This is a genomic window from Stenotrophomonas sp. 704A1 (genome assembly GCF_030549525.1).
GTDB classification, from domain to species: domain Bacteria; phylum Pseudomonadota; class Gammaproteobacteria; order Xanthomonadales; family Xanthomonadaceae; genus Stenotrophomonas; species Stenotrophomonas tuberculopleuritidis.
Map to the genome: position 1 here is coordinate 1,818,479 of NZ_CP130831.1, position 14,838 is coordinate 1,833,316.

The following is a 14,838-nucleotide window of genomic DNA, read 5'->3' on the forward strand; positions in this document are numbered from 1 at the left end:
GGATGTCCGATAATTTTTTTCCGAGCGCCGGGCAGAATCTCAGCCTGTGCGATACGCCAGCCTTAAAGTGAACCCATGGCCAAGAAGACTTCCAAAGACAGCACCTCCAACGACGTGACCTCTGCAAGGACCAATACGATGGACGAGAACAAGAAGCGCGCCCTCGCTGCAGCTCTGGGCCAGATCGAAAAGCAGTTCGGCAAGGGCTCGGTGATGCGGATGGGTGATCGCGTGGTCGAGCCCGTCGAGGCGATCCCGACCGGTTCTCTGATGCTCGACATCGCATTGGGCATTGGCGGCCTGCCGAAGGGCCGCGTGGTCGAGATCTACGGCCCGGAGTCCTCGGGCAAGACCACCCTGACCCTGCAGGCCATCGCCGAGTGCCAGAAGATGGGCGGCACCGCTGCCTTCATCGACGCCGAGCATGCCCTGGATCCGATCTATGCGGCCAAGCTCGGCGTGAACGTCGACGACCTGCTGCTGTCGCAGCCCGATACCGGTGAGCAGGCACTGGAAATCGCCGACATGCTGGTGCGCTCCGGCTCGGTGGACATCCTGGTGGTCGACTCGGTGGCGGCACTGACCCCGAAGGCCGAAATCGAAGGCGAGATGGGCGACCAGCTGCCGGGCCTGCAGGCCCGCCTGATGAGCCAGGCGCTGCGCAAGCTGACCGGCAACATCAAGCGCTCCAACACGCTGGTGGTGTTCATCAACCAGCTGCGCATGAAGATCGGCGTGATGATGCCGGGCCAGAGTCCGGAAGTGACCACCGGCGGCAACGCGCTGAAGTTCTACGCGTCGGTCCGCCTCGATATCCGCCGCATCGGTGCGATCAAGAAGGGCGACGAGATCATCGGCAACCAGACCAAGATCAAGGTCGTCAAGAACAAGCTGGCGCCCCCGTTCAAGCAGGTCATCACCGAGATTCTGTACGGTGAAGGCATCAGCCGTGAAGGTGAGCTGATTGACATGGGCGTGGAGGCCAAGCTGGTCGAGAAGGCCGGTGCCTGGTACAGCTACGGCGATGAGCGCATCGGCCAGGGCAAGGACAACGCCCGCGGGTATCTGCGTGACAACCCGCAGGTGGCGTCGAAGCTCGAGGCTGAACTGCGCGAGAAGTTCCAGCCGACCGAAGCCGCCCGCGAGGAAGGCGACGACGAAGGCGACGACGAGTAAGGCTTGCTGTGGGGCAGGGCGGCGCCGTCAGTGACGTCGCCCTGTCCCGCAGATTCGGTATTCCCCGACGGGGGAGGCGCCAGGGACGGCGCATTTTGATGGAAGGCGAGCATGCATGATTCCGACGCTCCGGCACCCGGTCGCAAGCGCCGTGTCCGCGAACAGACACCGGTCCAGCGGGCGCTGGGGCTGCTGGTGCGACGTGAGCATTCGCGCAAGGAACTGACCCGCAAGCTGACGTCCCGCGGGATCGAAGGGGAGGCCGCGCAGGCCGCGGTCGACAAGCTGACCGAGGCCGGCTGGCAGGATGACACCCGGTTCGCCGAGAACCTGGTCCGCATGCGTGCCACGACCGGGTACGGGCCGATCCACGTGCGCGCCGAGCTGGGTACCCATGGGCTGGACAGCGAGCAGATCGCGGCCGCGATGGACAGCTATGAGGGCGATTGGCAGGAAAACGCCCGTGATCTGGTCCGTCGACGCTTCGGCGAGGCCGGTCCGCAGGACCTGGCGCAGCGCCGCAAGGCTGCCGATCTGCTGGCCCGGCGCGGTTTCGACGGTGACAGCATCCGCCGCGCGACCCGCTACGACCCGGATGACTGAGACTGGCGGCGCTGGGCCTGATACCCTTTGAGGTTTCGGCGGTCCGTCACGACCCCGGCCACTGCGGCCGGTGGCGCGGACCCCGGCCCGCAGACTGCCAGCCCCCATGAACGCATCCGCCAAATTCACCACCTCCCAGATCCGTAGCGACTTCCTTGAATTCTTCAAGGGCAAAGGCCACACCATCGTGCCGTCGGCACCGCTGGTGCCGGGCAACGATCCGACCCTGCTGTTCACCAACTCCGGCATGGTGCAGTTCAAGGATGTGTTCCTGGGGGCGGAGAAGCGCAGCTACGTGCGCGCGGCCGACGTCCAGCGCTGCCTGCGCGCCGGCGGCAAGCACAACGACCTGGACCAGGTGGGCTACACCGCCCGCCACCACACCTTCTTTGAAATGCTGGGCAACTGGTCCTTTGGCGATTACTTCAAGAAGGACGCCATCGCCTGGGCGTGGGAGCTGCTGACCCAGGTCTGGAAGCTGCCGGCCGAGCGCCTGCTGGTCACGGTCTACCAGACCGATGACGAGGCCTACGCGCTGTGGCGCGACATGATCGGCGTGCCGGAAGCACGTATCGTGCGCATCGGCGACAACAAGGGTGCACCGTTCGCGTCGGACAACTTCTGGCAGATGGCCGACACCGGCCCGTGCGGCCCGTGCACCGAGATCTTCTACGATCACGGTGACCATATCGCCGGTGGCCCCCCGGGCTCGCCGGATGAGGACGGCGACCGCTTCATCGAAATCTGGAACCTGGTGTTCATGCAGTTCGATCGCCAGCCCGACGGCACCCTGGTGCCGCTGCCGGCGCCGTGCGTGGATACCGGCATGGGCCTGGAGCGCCTGGCGGCGATCCTGCAGCACGTGCACACCAACTACGAGATCGACCTGTTCCAGGCGCTGATCCGCAAGGCGTCCGAGCTGACCGGCACCGCCGACCTGGAAAACAAGTCGCTGCGCGTGATCGCCGATCACATCCGGGCCTGTTCGTTCCTGATCGTTGACGGCGTGCTGCCGTCCAACGAAGGCCGTGGCTATGTGCTGCGCCGGATCATCCGCCGCGCCCTGCGCCATGGCTGGATGCTCGGCGTGCGCCAGCCGTTCTTCAGCCGGCTGGTGCCGACCCTGGTCGAGCAGATGGGCGAGGCCTATCCGGAACTGCCGGCGGCGGTGGACACGGTCACCCGTGCGCTGCAGGCCGAGGAAGAGCGTTTCGCTGAAACCCTCGATGCCGGCATGAAGATCTTCGAGGACGTGGCCGCCAAGGCCAGCAATGGCGTCATCCCGGGCATCGATGCTTTCCGCCTGTACGACACCTATGGCTTCCCGCTGGACCTGACCCAGGACATCGCCCGCGAGCGCGATCTGACGGTCGACATCGCCGGCTTCGATGCCGCGATGGAACAGCAGCGCGAGACGGCGCGTGCGGCCGGCAAGTTCGGCGGTGGCGTGACCCTGCCGGCCGAGCTGGTCGCCACCCTGACCCCGACCGTGTTCCTGGGCTATGACAGCCTGCAGTCCGGCGACCTGCGGGTGCTGGCCCTGCTCAAGGACGGTCGTCCGGTGCAGTCGGCCAGCGCCGGCGATGCGGTGATCGTGATCACCGACCGGACCCCGTTCTACGCCGAATCCGGCGGCCAGGTCGGCGACACCGGCGTGCTGGGCGGGCAGGGCGTGCGCCTGGCCGTGACCGACACCCAGAAGTTCGCCGGCCAGTTCCATGGCCACGTCGGTACCCTGGCCGAGGGCCAGCTGAAGGTCGGTGATGTGCTGTCCGGCCAGGTCGATGGCGAGCGCCGTGGCGCCACCATCCTCAACCATTCGGCCACCCACCTGCTGCATGCGGCACTGCGCGAAGTGCTCGGTACCCATGTGCAGCAGAAGGGCTCGCTGGTCGCGCCCGACCGCCTGCGCTTCGACTTCTCGCACTTCCAGCCGATCAGTGCGCAGGAGCTGGCGCTGATCGAGCGCAAGGTCAACCAGCAGGTGCGCGCCAACAACGCCGCCGAAGTGCACACCATGGGCATGCAGGAAGCGCTGGATTTCGGCGCGATGGCCCTGTTCGGCGAGAAGTATGGTGAGCGCGTGCGCGTGCTGAAGATGGGGGATTACTCCACCGAGCTGTGTGGTGGTACCCACGTCAACCGTACCGGCGACATCGGTCTGTTCAAGATCACCTCCGAAGGCGGTGTGTCGGCCGGCGTGCGCCGCATCGAGGCGGTTACCGGCCAGGGCGCCCTGGACTATGTGGATGCCGAAGAGGCCCGCCTGGCCGAAGCGGCCGAGCTGCTGGGCGGCAGTGCCGCCGATGTGGTCGAGAAGATCCGTGCCCTCGGCCAGCGCCAGAAGCAGCTGGAACGCGAACTGGACGCGGTGAAGGCCAAGGTCGCGGCCGGCGCCACGGCCGACCTGTCCGGCCAGGCCGTCGAGGTCGCCGGTGTGAAGGTACTGGCGGTGCGCCTGGAGGGCTTCGATGCCAAGGCGCTGCGTGATGCCATGGACCGCCTGAAGCAGCAGCTGGGTGACGCGGTGATCGTGCTGGCCGGCGCCCAGGACGGCAAGGCCGCCCTGGTCGCGGGCGTGAACGGCAGTGCAATGGGCAAGGTCAAGGCGGGGGAACTGTTGTCCCATATCGCCGGTCAGATCGGGGGCAAGGGCGGCGGACGCCCGGACCTCGCCCAGGGTGGTGGCGAGGACGGGCCCGCCCTTGCCACCGCGCTGGCTGCGGTTGTCGAATGGGTCAGCCCCCGCCTGTGATGAATCCCCGGCCGTCCCCCTCCTTGTAGGAGCGGGACGGCTGACGGTACCATTGCGAAATCTTTTCCCTTTGTCGTGGGCACGCTTCTTGACGGAGCGTCAAGCCGGTGGGGGATACCCTTCCACACGGTTCCATGGAGACTTGCAAAAATGTTGATCCTGACTCGCCGCGTCGGCGAAACCCTGATGATCGGTGACTCGGTGAGCGTCACCGTGCTCGGCGTCAAGGGTAACCAGGTGCGTATCGGCATCACCGCGCCGAAGGACGTCGCTGTGCATCGCGAAGAGATCTACCAGCGCATCCAGCGCGGTGACGACGCCGGCAGCACCGGTGGTGAAAATTCTGCGGAATAACGCTTTACCTTCGCGCGTGATTAACGTTATGATTCACGCCCCGCTGAGGTGCAACGCACCAGATGCGGTGAAAACCCCGGAGTGATGCCCGAGCGGCTGAAGGGGCTCCCCTGCTAAGGGAGTATAGGGTCAAAAGCTCTATCGAGGGTTCGAATCCCTCTCACTCCGCCAGATGCAAAAGAAGCGCCCGCAGATCATCGATCTGCGGGCGTTTCTCTTTGTGCCTCCCCCGTGCTGCCGGCGAGGTTCAATCGACCACCGCGTGGGCCCGCACCGGGACAGCCACGCTGCCCCCTGCAGGCGCCGCCGCATGCAGCTGGAAGCCCGCAGCCGGCAATGCATCCAGACCGGTCAGGTGCTCGATGATGGGAATGCCGGCGGCGCTCAGCACGGCGTGCACCGGAGGCGACTGCGCGGTGGTGTCGTCGAGGGAGGGCGAATCGATGCCGACGATCAGCGCGCCGTGGTCACGCAGGTAGATCGCCGCCTTTGCGGTCAGGAACGGATGTCCGCCCGCGGCGTAGTGCGGCGTGCCCCAGTGGCGGTCCCAGCCGGTGTGCACCAGCACCGCCCGGCCGCGGCAGTCGAAAGGCACGAAGTGATGCCAGTCGAGTGCGCGCTGGCGCGCGCCGACGACGCTGACCACGACCCCCGGAACGGCCGCGACGCCATGCAGCTCCCTCCCGTCGAGGTCCTGCCCATGGGCAATGTGGTGCCCGGGCGTCGCGCTGCCGGTGCCGTGGGTGGCGATGCTGTCGCTGCGGCCGCGACGTGGCAGGGGATCAGCAATGCGCGGGGTGGGCAGGTCGTGCCAGCCCAGCGCGCTGTTCCCGCCCGCATGGCTGAGGTTGATGATGGCGCGCGCGCCGGCATCCGCAGGCGCGGTCATGCGCTTGTGCGGCTCTTCGATGATCCGCTTGTTGAGGATGCGCAGCTGGCCGACCATCAGCAGGCGCATGTCCGCGATGAGGTAGGCGGCGAGCGCATCGTCATCGATGTCGTCGCTGTCGATATCCAGGCGGAAGCCCTGGCCCTGGATGCCGCCGCCATTGCTGAACTCCACCTCGAAATCAAAACAGACGCGCTTCTCCATTGCCGCTCATCCCTTCAGTGAGTCCTGCACACGCCGGGCCCTGTGCGCCCGGACCTTGGCGCGATTGCCGCAGCCCTGCTTCGACGAACACCAGCGCCGCTTGCCCGGGCGCGAGGTGTCCTCGAACACCATGGCGCATTCGGGGCATTGCCGTATCCGCTGCCGCCTCGGGCCCGCCAGCAGCATCAGGGCGTCTTCGGCGAGCACGGACAGCGCTGCATCGACCGGCCGCGCGCTCACCCGCCGCAGCACGCCGTTGCCAAGCTGTGGCCGTGGCGGCATCTGCAGTGCCGCGCGGTTGAGGTGTTCAAGGTCGGGCTGGGCGAACGCACGGCCGTGGATCGCCTGCAACGCGCATCGATGGATGGCCTCGCGCAGCGATTGCGCCGCGAGCAGCTCGGCGTGGGTGGGTGCGGAAGGGGGAGCGTCGGGCCACAGGCCGGCCTGGTCCAGCCAACCGGCAAGCGCGGCTGGGTCGACCAGGCGTTCGCGGCCAGTGCCTGCGCGATCACCGAACGTATCGACAAAGTCCAGCGCGGGGGTGCCGGCGATGAATTCATGTTGGCGGCGCTGATCCATGTAACCACAATAAGGGGTTACATGGGCCGGGCACAAGTGCAGCGGCCGCATGCGGGGGCGGCGGCGTGGGTTGGCGGCGGTTCAGCAGCGGCCCTTGCCGGCGGCGCCGGCAGCGCGCAGCATCGGTGCGCTGCCCCCCGCACACCCTGCAGCATCCTCTTCACTCGAACGGAGCGTCGTATGAAGCTGTTGCCTGTCGTGCTGTTGTCCACCCTGCTGCTGCCGGCGTCGCCGTTGCTGGCGGCCGATGCCACCCCGTCACCGTCACCGCTGCTGGGCCGCTGGGCGCTGGACATCGCCACGTCTGCGTTGCCCGAAGCGCAACGCCCACAACGGGTCGAGCTGGAATTCCGCGACGTCGGTGGCGGCCGCTGGAGTTCCCACGTGGACATCGTGCTGCACGACGGCAAGCCGATGACATCGGCCGGCACGCTGGCCCTGGATGGCACGCCGGGGCCGTTGTCGGGCACCTATGGTGCGGACCAGGCCAACCTGAAGCTGCCCGCCCCCAACACGCTGGTGATGCAGCTGGTCGACCATGGCACCCCGGCATCGACGCGCATCTATACCGTGGCGGCCGATCACTCGACGCTGACCGAGACCAAGGCGTTCTACAGGCACGACGGAACGCCGATCCTGCAGACCAACCTGTTCAAGCGCATCCCGTAGCGCTACCGCCGCGCGCAGATCCGCGCGCGGCGCAGCTGCCGCGCTACGGCGCGGCAGGATCCTGTTTGCCGGTATCGATGCCGTACCTGTCGATGGCGTCCTGCATCCGCGAGCGCTCGATGCGTCCCTCGTCGGCCAGCGCCTTCAGTGATGCCAGCACGATGAAGTGGCGGTCCACTTCAAAGAAGGCGCGCAGCGATTCACGGGTATCCGAACGGCCGAAGCCGTCGGTGCCGAGCGCGATGAAACGGCGGTCGCCGAGGAAAGGACGGATCTGGTCGGCGACAATCTTCATGTAGTCGGTGGCCGCCACCAGCGGGCCGTCGTGGCCATGCAGGCACTGCTGCACGTAGGGCACGCGCGGCGCCTCGGCCGGGTGCAGCAGGTTCCAGCGTTCGGCGGCCAGGCCGTCGCGGCGCAGTTCGGTCAGGCTGGTCGCGCTCCACACCGTGCTGGCGATGCCGAAATCCTGCTGCAGCAGATCGGCGGCAGCCAGCACCTCGCGCAGGATCGCACCGCTGCCCATCAGCTGGACGCAGGGGCGCGCGGCGGCATCGGCGGCGGCCGGGCGCAGCAGGTACAGGCCCTTGAGGATGCCGGCCTCGGCGCCTTCGGGCAGGGCAGGGTGCGGGTAGTTCTCGTTGAGCAGGGTGATGTAGTAGTAGATGTCTTCCTGCTCCACATACATCCGGCGCAGACCGTCGTGGATGATCACCGCCAGTTCGAAGGTGTAGGTGGGGTCGTAGGACACGCAGCTGGGAATCACCGATGCCAGCACATGGCTGTGGCCGTCGTCATGCTGCAGGCCTTCGCCCATCAGCGTGGTGCGGCCGGAGGTGGCGCCGAGCAGGAAGCCACGGGTACGCGCATCGGCGGCGGCCCAGGCCAGGTCACCCACGCGCTGCAGGCCGAACATCGAGTAGAAGATGTAGAACGGGATCGTGGCCAGGCCGTGGTTGCTGTAGGCGGTACCGGCGGCGATCCATGAGCAGATCGCGCCGGATTCGTTGATGCCTTCCTGCAGGATCTGACCGTCCTTGGCTTCCTTGTAGTAGCTCAGCTGGCCGGCGTCCTGCGGGGTGTACAGCTGGCCCAGGTAGGAATGGATGCCGATCTGGCGGAACAGGCCTTCCATGCCGAAGGTGCGCGATTCATCGGGCACGATCGGAATCACCCGCTTGCCCAGCTCCGGATCCTTCAGCAGGCGGGTGAGGATGCGCACGAAGCCCATGGTGGTGGACTGGCCACGATCACCACTGCCCTGCAGCTGGGTAGTGAAGATCGACAGCGGCGGCAACGGCAGCGGATCGACACGGGCCAGGCGCGAAGGCAACTGCCCGCCCTGGATGCGCCGGCGCTCGGCGAAGTAGACGGCTTCGGCGCTGCCCGGTTCCGGGCGCAGGTACGGCATCTCCTCCAGCTGTTCGTCGCTGACCGGCAGGTTGAAGCGGTCGCGGAAGGCGCGCACCGCGTCGGCGCTCATCTTCTTCAGCTGGTGGTTGATGTTCTGGCCTTCGCCGGCGTCGCCCATGCCGAAACCCTTGACCGTCTTGGCCAGGATCACGGTCGGCCGTCCGCTGGTGTTCACCGCCTGCTGGTAAGCGGCGAACACCTTCTGCGGATCATGGCCGCCGCGCGCCAGTGCCCAGATGTCATCGTCGCTCATGTGCGCGACCCGCTGCAGCAGCTCGGGGTCGCGGCCGAAGAAGTGCTCGCGGACGTAGGCGCCGCTCTGCGACTTGAAGGTCTGGTAGTCTCCGTCCACGCATTCCATCATGCGCCGGCGCAGCAGGCCATTGTGATCGCGCGCCAGCAGGTCGTCCCAGCCGCTGCCCCAGATCAGCTTGATCACGTTCCAGCCGGCGGCGCGGAAGGTGCCTTCCAGTTCCTGGATGACCTTGCCGTTGCCGCGCACCGGACCGTCCAGGCGCTGCAGGTTGCAGTTGACCACGAACACGAGGTTGTCCAGCCGTTCGCGGCCGGCCAGCGAAATCGCGGCCAGCGATTCGGGCTGGTCCATCTCACCGTCGCCGAGGAAGGCCCAGACCTTGCGGCCCTGGTGTTCTTTCAGGCCGCGGTATTCCAGGTAGCGCATGTAGCGCGCCTGGTAGGCGGCGGTCAGTGGGCCCAGGCCCATCGACACGGTGGGGAACTGCCAGAACGCCGGCATCAGCCGCGGATGCGGATAGGAGGAGAGCCCGTCGCGGCCAGCTTCGCGGCGGAAGTTGTCCATCCGTGCCGGGTCGATGCGGCCTTCCAGGTATGCGCGCGCGTAGATGCCCGGGGCGGAATGGCCCTGGATGTAGATCATGTCGCCGTCGAAGGTGTCGGTGCGTCCGCGGAAGAAGTGGTCGAAGCCCACGTCGTACAGCACCGCCGCCGACTGGTAGGTGGCGATGTGGCCGCCGACGTTGGAATGCCTGCCGGCGCGCAGCACCATGACCATCGCGTTCCAGCGGATCATCGCGTTCAGCCGGGCCTCGATGGCCAGATCACCGGGGTAGGCCGGCTGGCGTTCGCGCGGAATGGTGTTGACGTAGGCAGTCCAGGCGCGGGTATGCAGGTCACCGTGCTGCTGGGCGTCCAGGTCGCTCAACTGATCGATGAGGTAATGCGCGCGTGGCCGGCCCCCGGCCTGCAGCACCGCCTCCAGCGATTCGCGCCACTCGCGTGTTTCCAGCGGGTCGGTGTCGATGGGGGTGGGGGCGTGGTTCATGGCAGTCTCCAGAGGGCGCCGGCCGGTTCCCTGCCAGGGCGACACCAGCGGCAGGGCGGACAGCACTGGAGCGGGGTCGCAACGGCGGCGGGCCGTGACGCGAAGGGTGACCAGGGCGGTCACCAGGGACGCCAGCGTAGGTCGCGTGCCGTGGCTCCGATAGGCGGGCACGACTTGGATCTCTGGCAAGCAGGCGTTGCCGCTGCGCGCTGAAACGCCAGTGTCATCGTCGGCGGTCACCCTGCTGGGCTTTCCCGCCTCGGGGAGGGGTGGCCGGCCGTGAACAGCGTGAGGATCTGGGAGAAGAGCTACGAACTGCGGCGACGGCTGCTGCGTGGCTTCTTCCTGCGCCGCGGCTCGGCCAGCGAGGATGCGGAGGATCTGGCGCAGGAGGTCTACCTGCGCCTGCTGCGCAGCACCGGCGAGGACGCCGCGGCGATCGAGAACCCGGAAGCCTACCTGTTCACCGTGGCCGCCAATCTGGCCCGCGAACACGCGCGCACGCGTTCATCGCTGCCGCCCCTGCAGGATGTCGACCTGTTGGCCGAGGTGTTGAAGAGCGAGGAGGACATCGAAGGCGAGTTCGAACGCGCGCAGCACTGGAACGACATCCGCAGCACCATCGCGCAGCTGCCGGCGACCACGCGACGGGTGATGGAACTGCATTACCGCGATGGGCTGGACTGCCCGACCATCAGCCAGCAGCTGCAGGTATCGGTGCACATGGTGCGCAAGCATATCGGCAAGGGGCTGGACGCCTGCAGGAAGGCGCTCGGCGCCAGGGAGCACACATGAACCGGCAGCCGCCCCACGATCCCGACGATGGGATCGCCCGCCAGGCCGCGGACTGGTTCCTGTGCAACCGCGAAGGACCATTGGGCCAGGACCAGCGGATCGAATTTCTCGAGTGGATGCAGCGCTCGCCCGAACACGTGCGCGCCTATCTGCGCGTGCTTGCCCTGCATCGGCGGGTGGGCGAGGCGTTGCAGCCGGCGTTGGCCGAAGAGGCGGCGTTGCCGTCGCCGCGGGCCAGTTCGGCCAAGGTGGTGCCGTTGTTCGCGGCGGCAGCGGCTCCGTCGCGGGCCGCGCCACGGGTCGGCCGTGCGCGCTGGCTGGCGGCGGCCGCGGTGGCCTGCGTGGCAGTGCTCGGCGCCAGTCTGTTGCCGGCGGCGATGCCGGTCGAGCAGACCTACAGTGCCGACCACGGCGAGCTGCGCGACCTGGTGCTGCCCGACCAGACCCGGGTACGGCTCAACGCAGACAGCCGCCTGCGCGTGCGCATCGGCTGGTTCAGCCGCAGGGCGGAACTGCTGCAGGGCGAGGCCACATTCGACATTGCCGGCGACCGGCGTCCGTTCGAGGTGCAGGTGAACGGACTGCAGATCCGCGACATCGGCACGGTGTTCGATGTGTCGCGGCGGCTGCAGAGCACGCGCATCGGCGTGGTTTCCGGTGAGGTGGAGGTGTGGAGCCAGGGCCGGGACGCGGCACGCCTTGCGCAGCTGGGCGCAGGCCGGGTGGTGCAGGTCGATGCACGCAGCCACGCCGTGGAATCGCTGGACATGCCGTTGTCGATGCTGCTGGACTGGCAGCAGCGCAAGGTGTCCTTCCTCGATGAGCGACTGGACGAGGTCGCTGCTGCCTTCAACCGCCACAACCAGGTGCAGGTACGGGTGCTGGACGATGGCGCGGCGTCGGCGCGGCTGTCGGGCAGCCTGGATGCGCATCGCATCGGCGCATTGCAGGCATTCCTCGAGCGCGATCCGCGTTTCGTGGTACGTCGCGAAGGCGACACGGTGCGGGTCGGCAGCCGCTGAGTCCGGCGTGGTCCGCCCCTGTCAGAAAAAATTCATCGAATCGGCGTTCTCCACTTCGGAGCGCGCCGCCTCTTACTTGGGAGAAGCCGCTGCCGATCCGTGCAGCGGCACCGGTTGTCTTCTCTCTTCCAAGGAATCGTGATGCGGAACGCGCTTTACCTGTCGATTGCCCTCGCCCTGTCGCCCTGCAGCATGCCGCTGGCCATGGCGGCCGGTGCCGATGGCCTGGATGCTCCGGTGACCGCGCCCATCGCGGCGCAGCCGCTGGCACGCGCGCTGGAACAGTTGTCACGCAGTTCCGGCGTGCAGTTCCTGTACTCGGCCACGGGGGATGCGCGCATGGCCGGTGCGGTTCCGCGCGGAGCCACGGTGAGGCAGGCGCTGGACGCGCTGCTGGCCGGAACCGGCCTGGGGTACACCGTTGTGGATGGCAATGTGATCGCCATCGATCCGGCGCCCGCGCGCAGTGCACCGAAGCCGGCCGCCCCGCCTGCGCGTGAGGCGGAGGCCGTGGTGGCACCCACCCTGGGCACCATCAAGGTGATCGCGGCCCATGAAGTGATCGACCAGAAGAAGACCTCGCCGGTGATCAAGGATTCGGTGATCTACGACGAGATGGACAGCTATGGCGATGAAACCCTGGCCGAAAGCCTGATGGCCGCGCCGGGCCTGAGCGCGGTGGAAGATGCCGGTGAGCCGCGCTATGTGACGGTGCGCGGCGTGCAGGCCAACCTGAACTACACCACCATCGACGGCATCGCGATCGCCAGCGTGGGTGGCAGCGGTTCGGGCGAGCGCATGAACAACCTGCAGCTGATTCCCAGTGACATCGGCACCCGCACCGACATCTACAAGAGCTTCAGCGCCGAGCAGGCGCCGGACGCCATCGGCGGGGTGATCGACATCATCAGCCGCAGTGCCTTCGATCGCGCCGGCCGCTATGTGTTCGCCGACGTGGCCGGCATCTACTCCACGGCTGAAACCAATGTGGAGCGGAGCGCCGGCGGTGACCACAAGACCCTGGGGCATTTCGGCAAGAGCGCCAAGGCGGTGTTCTCCGACCAGTTCGGTGCCGACCAGGAGTTCGGCATCGTCGCGGTGGCGCGCTATGAGCAGCGCTCGCGCAACAGCGTCAAGCGCTGGGTGGAGTCGAACTACTACTACAACGAGGCCGGCAAGTACCTCACCGACGGCACCACCGAGCCCACCGAGGCCACGGGCTGGAACGGGCTGCGCGCGCCGGGCAACTTCAGTACCGGCACCTACACCAACTACATCACCAATTTCGGCGGCTCGGCCAAGCTGGAGTGGAAGCCGGCGGAGGACCCGTTCTACGCCTCGCTGCTGCTGTATTCGTACCGGTTCTACGAGAACTCGACGATGAACAAGACCGATCTGTATGGCAACGCCAAGTTCCCGATCCGCAACCAGAGCGGAGACGGCGGCACCACCCAGATCAACAGCATCTACATCAAGAACCGCCACGACCGCTGGGACCGCAGCAACCGCGGCGCCATCGCCAGCTTCAACTGGGATATCGGTGACCGCTCGCGGCTGAGCCTGCGTGGTGGCCACACCGAGGAGACCTTTCACAACACCCAGGTCTACTGGGGCGTGCGTGCCTATCCCAGCAACCTGTTTGTCGACTATGCCAACGACAGCCACGGCTTTCCGAACGCCGTCGCGGTCTCCGATTCCAGCCTGCTGACCAGCTCGGCATTCAAGCTCAACCCGGCCCAGGCCTACATCTCGCCACGTGATGCGAAGGAGAGCATCGACAACCTGCGGGCCGACTTCAGCTACAACATCGATGCGGACGCACGCGGCTTCGGCCTGGCCACCGGCGCCGAGTACCGCCACCTGAAGATCTGGCAGGACATCGATTTCGACTACTACAAGACCAGCGCGACCCTCAACGATTACCTCTACCCGGGCTCGACCCTGCTCGGCAGCGTTCCCGGGTTTCCGTTGATCGACAACCGCCTGTGGCATGACGAGCTGTACCCGACGCTGGGCAACAACGATGCAGCCTATCCGAACGCAGACTTCACCAGCGACTACAAGTACGTGGAGGACATTGCCAACGCATATGTGTCGGCACACTACGCTTGGGACCGGCTGCTGCTGATCGGCGGCCTGCGCTACGACCACACCCGCTTCGATGCATTCAGTCCGTTCAGTGAGGACGGCGGGACCACCTACTCCTCGGCGTTCCGCAGGAGCAGCGGTGGCTACAACAACCTGCTGCCGTCACTGAACGCGACCTTCAAGCTGAGCGCGGACCAGCGCCTGCGTTTTTCCGCCAGCCGCACGCTGGGCCGGCCGACGCCGAGCAACATCGCCCAGGCCACCAGCACCAGCTGTGGTGATGACGAGCAGGGAGGCGGCTTCTGCACGATCAGGCAGGGCAATGCGGCGCTGGAGCCGCGTCGTTCCACCAACCTCGATCTGGCGTGGGACCTCTACTTCAATGGCAACAATGGACTGGTCTCGGTCGCGCTGTTCGACAAGGTGATCAAGGACGACATCTATACCCTGACCACGTTCGAGAACGTCGGTGACATCCGCTACCGGGTGACCCAGCCGATGAACACCGACGAGTCGAAGCTGCGCGGTGTCGAGCTGGCCGTGGCCAACCGCAACCTGCGCTGGGGCCGGCAGCGTTTCGACATGTATGTCAACGCCACGCGCCTGGACGGGCAGACCAACTACCGGATCAGCGATGGCAGCGAGCGCCGCCTCGATCGCCTGCTGTACCAGCCGGACTGGTCGGTGAACGGTTCGGTGATCTGGCGCATGCCGTGGCGCGATGCGCAGCTGCGTGTGTCCGGTACCTACCGCAGCCGCATGCTGGTCGACTTCGGCGATACGCAGTGGCTGGATTCCTATTACGACCCGTACATGACCTTCAACCTGGCCTTCAGCCACAAGGTCAGCCCGCACATCACGCTGAAGTACGAGGCGAAGAACCTGTTCAACACCCAGCCGACCTACAGCACCGGCCCCAATGGGCGCTTCCGTACCGAGATCGACGACTACGGCCGCTTCTTCTACTTCCACATCATCTACAACTGAG

Annotated in this window: 11 protein-coding genes and 1 tRNA gene; 9 read left to right on the forward strand and 3 right to left on the reverse strand. The window is 66.7% G+C overall.

Annotated features, from left to right (window positions below; genetic code table 11):
• Positions 1 to 138 precede the first annotated feature (138 nt).
• The 5 genes from recA (at position 139) to Q5Z10_RS08625 (ending at position 5,059) form a co-directional block, all read left to right on the forward strand.
• Complete coding sequence (gene recA, locus Q5Z10_RS08605; protein WP_303639156.1) at positions 139 to 1,176, forward strand: recombinase RecA; 1,038 nt, start codon at positions 139 to 141, stop codon at positions 1,174 to 1,176.
• Positions 1,177 to 1,287: 111 nt separating this feature from the next.
• Positions 1,288 to 1,779: a recombination regulator RecX gene (gene recX / locus Q5Z10_RS08610; protein WP_303638680.1), complete on the forward strand. Its 492-nt coding sequence runs from the start codon at positions 1,288 to 1,290 to the stop codon at positions 1,777 to 1,779.
• Between the two features lie 106 nt (positions 1,780 to 1,885).
• Positions 1,886 to 4,534: an alanine--tRNA ligase gene (alaS, locus tag Q5Z10_RS08615; RefSeq protein WP_303638681.1), complete on the forward strand. Its 2,649-nt coding sequence runs from the start codon at positions 1,886 to 1,888 to the stop codon at positions 4,532 to 4,534.
• A 150-nt stretch (positions 4,535 to 4,684) separates the two neighbouring features.
• Complete coding sequence (gene csrA, locus Q5Z10_RS08620; protein WP_303638682.1) at positions 4,685 to 4,888, forward strand: carbon storage regulator CsrA; 204 nt, start codon at positions 4,685 to 4,687, stop codon at positions 4,886 to 4,888.
• A 78-nt stretch (positions 4,889 to 4,966) separates the two neighbouring features.
• A tRNA-Ser gene (locus tag Q5Z10_RS08625) sits at positions 4,967 to 5,059 on the forward strand.
• Between the two features lie 76 nt (positions 5,060 to 5,135).
• Here Q5Z10_RS08625 and Q5Z10_RS08630 read toward each other — a convergent pair.
• Together Q5Z10_RS08630 and Q5Z10_RS08635 are read right to left on the reverse strand one after the other, a co-directional pair.
• Positions 5,136 to 5,981 carry a cyclase family protein gene (locus tag Q5Z10_RS08630; protein WP_303638683.1) on the reverse strand — a complete coding sequence of 282 codons (846 nt, stop codon included), beginning with the start codon at positions 5,979 to 5,981 and terminating at the stop codon, positions 5,136 to 5,138.
• Between the two features lie 6 nt (positions 5,982 to 5,987).
• Entirely contained in the window at positions 5,988 to 6,560 is a 573-nt protein-coding gene (locus Q5Z10_RS08635; RefSeq protein WP_303638684.1) for a CGNR zinc finger domain-containing protein, read from the reverse strand.
• A gap of 180 nt (positions 6,561 to 6,740) precedes the next feature.
• On the opposite strand from Q5Z10_RS08635, the gene Q5Z10_RS08640 reads away from it, so the two are divergent.
• Positions 6,741 to 7,229 (forward strand): LuxR family transcriptional regulator, encoded by a 489-nt coding sequence (locus Q5Z10_RS08640; RefSeq protein ID WP_303638685.1) that lies wholly within the window; start codon positions 6,741 to 6,743, stop codon positions 7,227 to 7,229.
• A 43-nt stretch (positions 7,230 to 7,272) separates the two neighbouring features.
• Here the strand turns inward: Q5Z10_RS08640 and aceE are convergent, their stop codons facing one another.
• Entirely contained in the window at positions 7,273 to 9,945 is a 2,673-nt protein-coding gene (gene aceE / locus Q5Z10_RS08645; RefSeq protein ID WP_303638686.1) for a pyruvate dehydrogenase (acetyl-transferring), homodimeric type, read from the reverse strand.
• Between the two features lie 279 nt (positions 9,946 to 10,224).
• Here aceE and Q5Z10_RS08650 point away from each other — a divergent pair, with 279 nt between their 5' ends.
• From Q5Z10_RS08650 to Q5Z10_RS08660, 3 genes are all read left to right on the forward strand, one after another.
• A complete protein-coding gene (locus tag Q5Z10_RS08650; RefSeq protein ID WP_303638687.1) occupies positions 10,225 to 10,740 on the forward strand; it encodes an RNA polymerase sigma factor in 516 nt (171 codons plus the stop codon).
• Entirely contained in the window at positions 10,737 to 11,762 is a 1,026-nt protein-coding gene (locus tag Q5Z10_RS08655) for a FecR family protein (RefSeq protein WP_303638688.1), read from the forward strand. Before Q5Z10_RS08650 ends, Q5Z10_RS08655 begins: the two co-directional genes overlap by 4 nt.
• A gap of 141 nt (positions 11,763 to 11,903) precedes the next feature.
• Complete coding sequence (locus Q5Z10_RS08660; protein ID WP_303638689.1) at positions 11,904 to 14,837, forward strand: TonB-dependent receptor; 2,934 nt, start codon at positions 11,904 to 11,906, stop codon at positions 14,835 to 14,837.
• The last annotated feature ends 1 nt before the right edge of the window (position 14,838 follow it).

Bases quoted from the DNA above. Each gene is read 5' to 3' on its own strand.
- Q5Z10_RS08635 (WP_303638684.1), bottom strand. From the start codon at position 6,560: ATGGATCAGCGCCGCCAACATGAATTCATCGCCGGCACCCCCGCGCTG.
- aceE (WP_303638686.1), bottom strand. From the start codon at position 9,945: ATGAACCACGCCCCCACCCCCATCGACACCGACCCGCTGGAAACACGC.
- Q5Z10_RS08630 (WP_303638683.1), bottom strand. From the start codon at position 5,981: ATGGAGAAGCGCGTCTGTTTTGATTTCGAGGTGGAGTTCAGCAATGGC.
- alaS (WP_303638681.1), top strand. From the start codon at position 1,886: ATGAACGCATCCGCCAAATTCACCACCTCCCAGATCCGTAGCGACTTC.
- Q5Z10_RS08640 (WP_303638685.1), top strand. From the start codon at position 6,741: ATGAAGCTGTTGCCTGTCGTGCTGTTGTCCACCCTGCTGCTGCCGGCG.
- Q5Z10_RS08660 (WP_303638689.1), top strand. From the start codon at position 11,904: ATGCGGAACGCGCTTTACCTGTCGATTGCCCTCGCCCTGTCGCCCTGC.
- Q5Z10_RS08655 (WP_303638688.1), top strand. From the start codon at position 10,737: ATGAACCGGCAGCCGCCCCACGATCCCGACGATGGGATCGCCCGCCAG.
- recX (WP_303638680.1), top strand. From the start codon at position 1,288: ATGCATGATTCCGACGCTCCGGCACCCGGTCGCAAGCGCCGTGTCCGC.
- csrA (WP_303638682.1), top strand. From the start codon at position 4,685: ATGTTGATCCTGACTCGCCGCGTCGGCGAAACCCTGATGATCGGTGAC.
- recA (WP_303639156.1), top strand. From the start codon at position 139: ATGGACGAGAACAAGAAGCGCGCCCTCGCTGCAGCTCTGGGCCAGATC.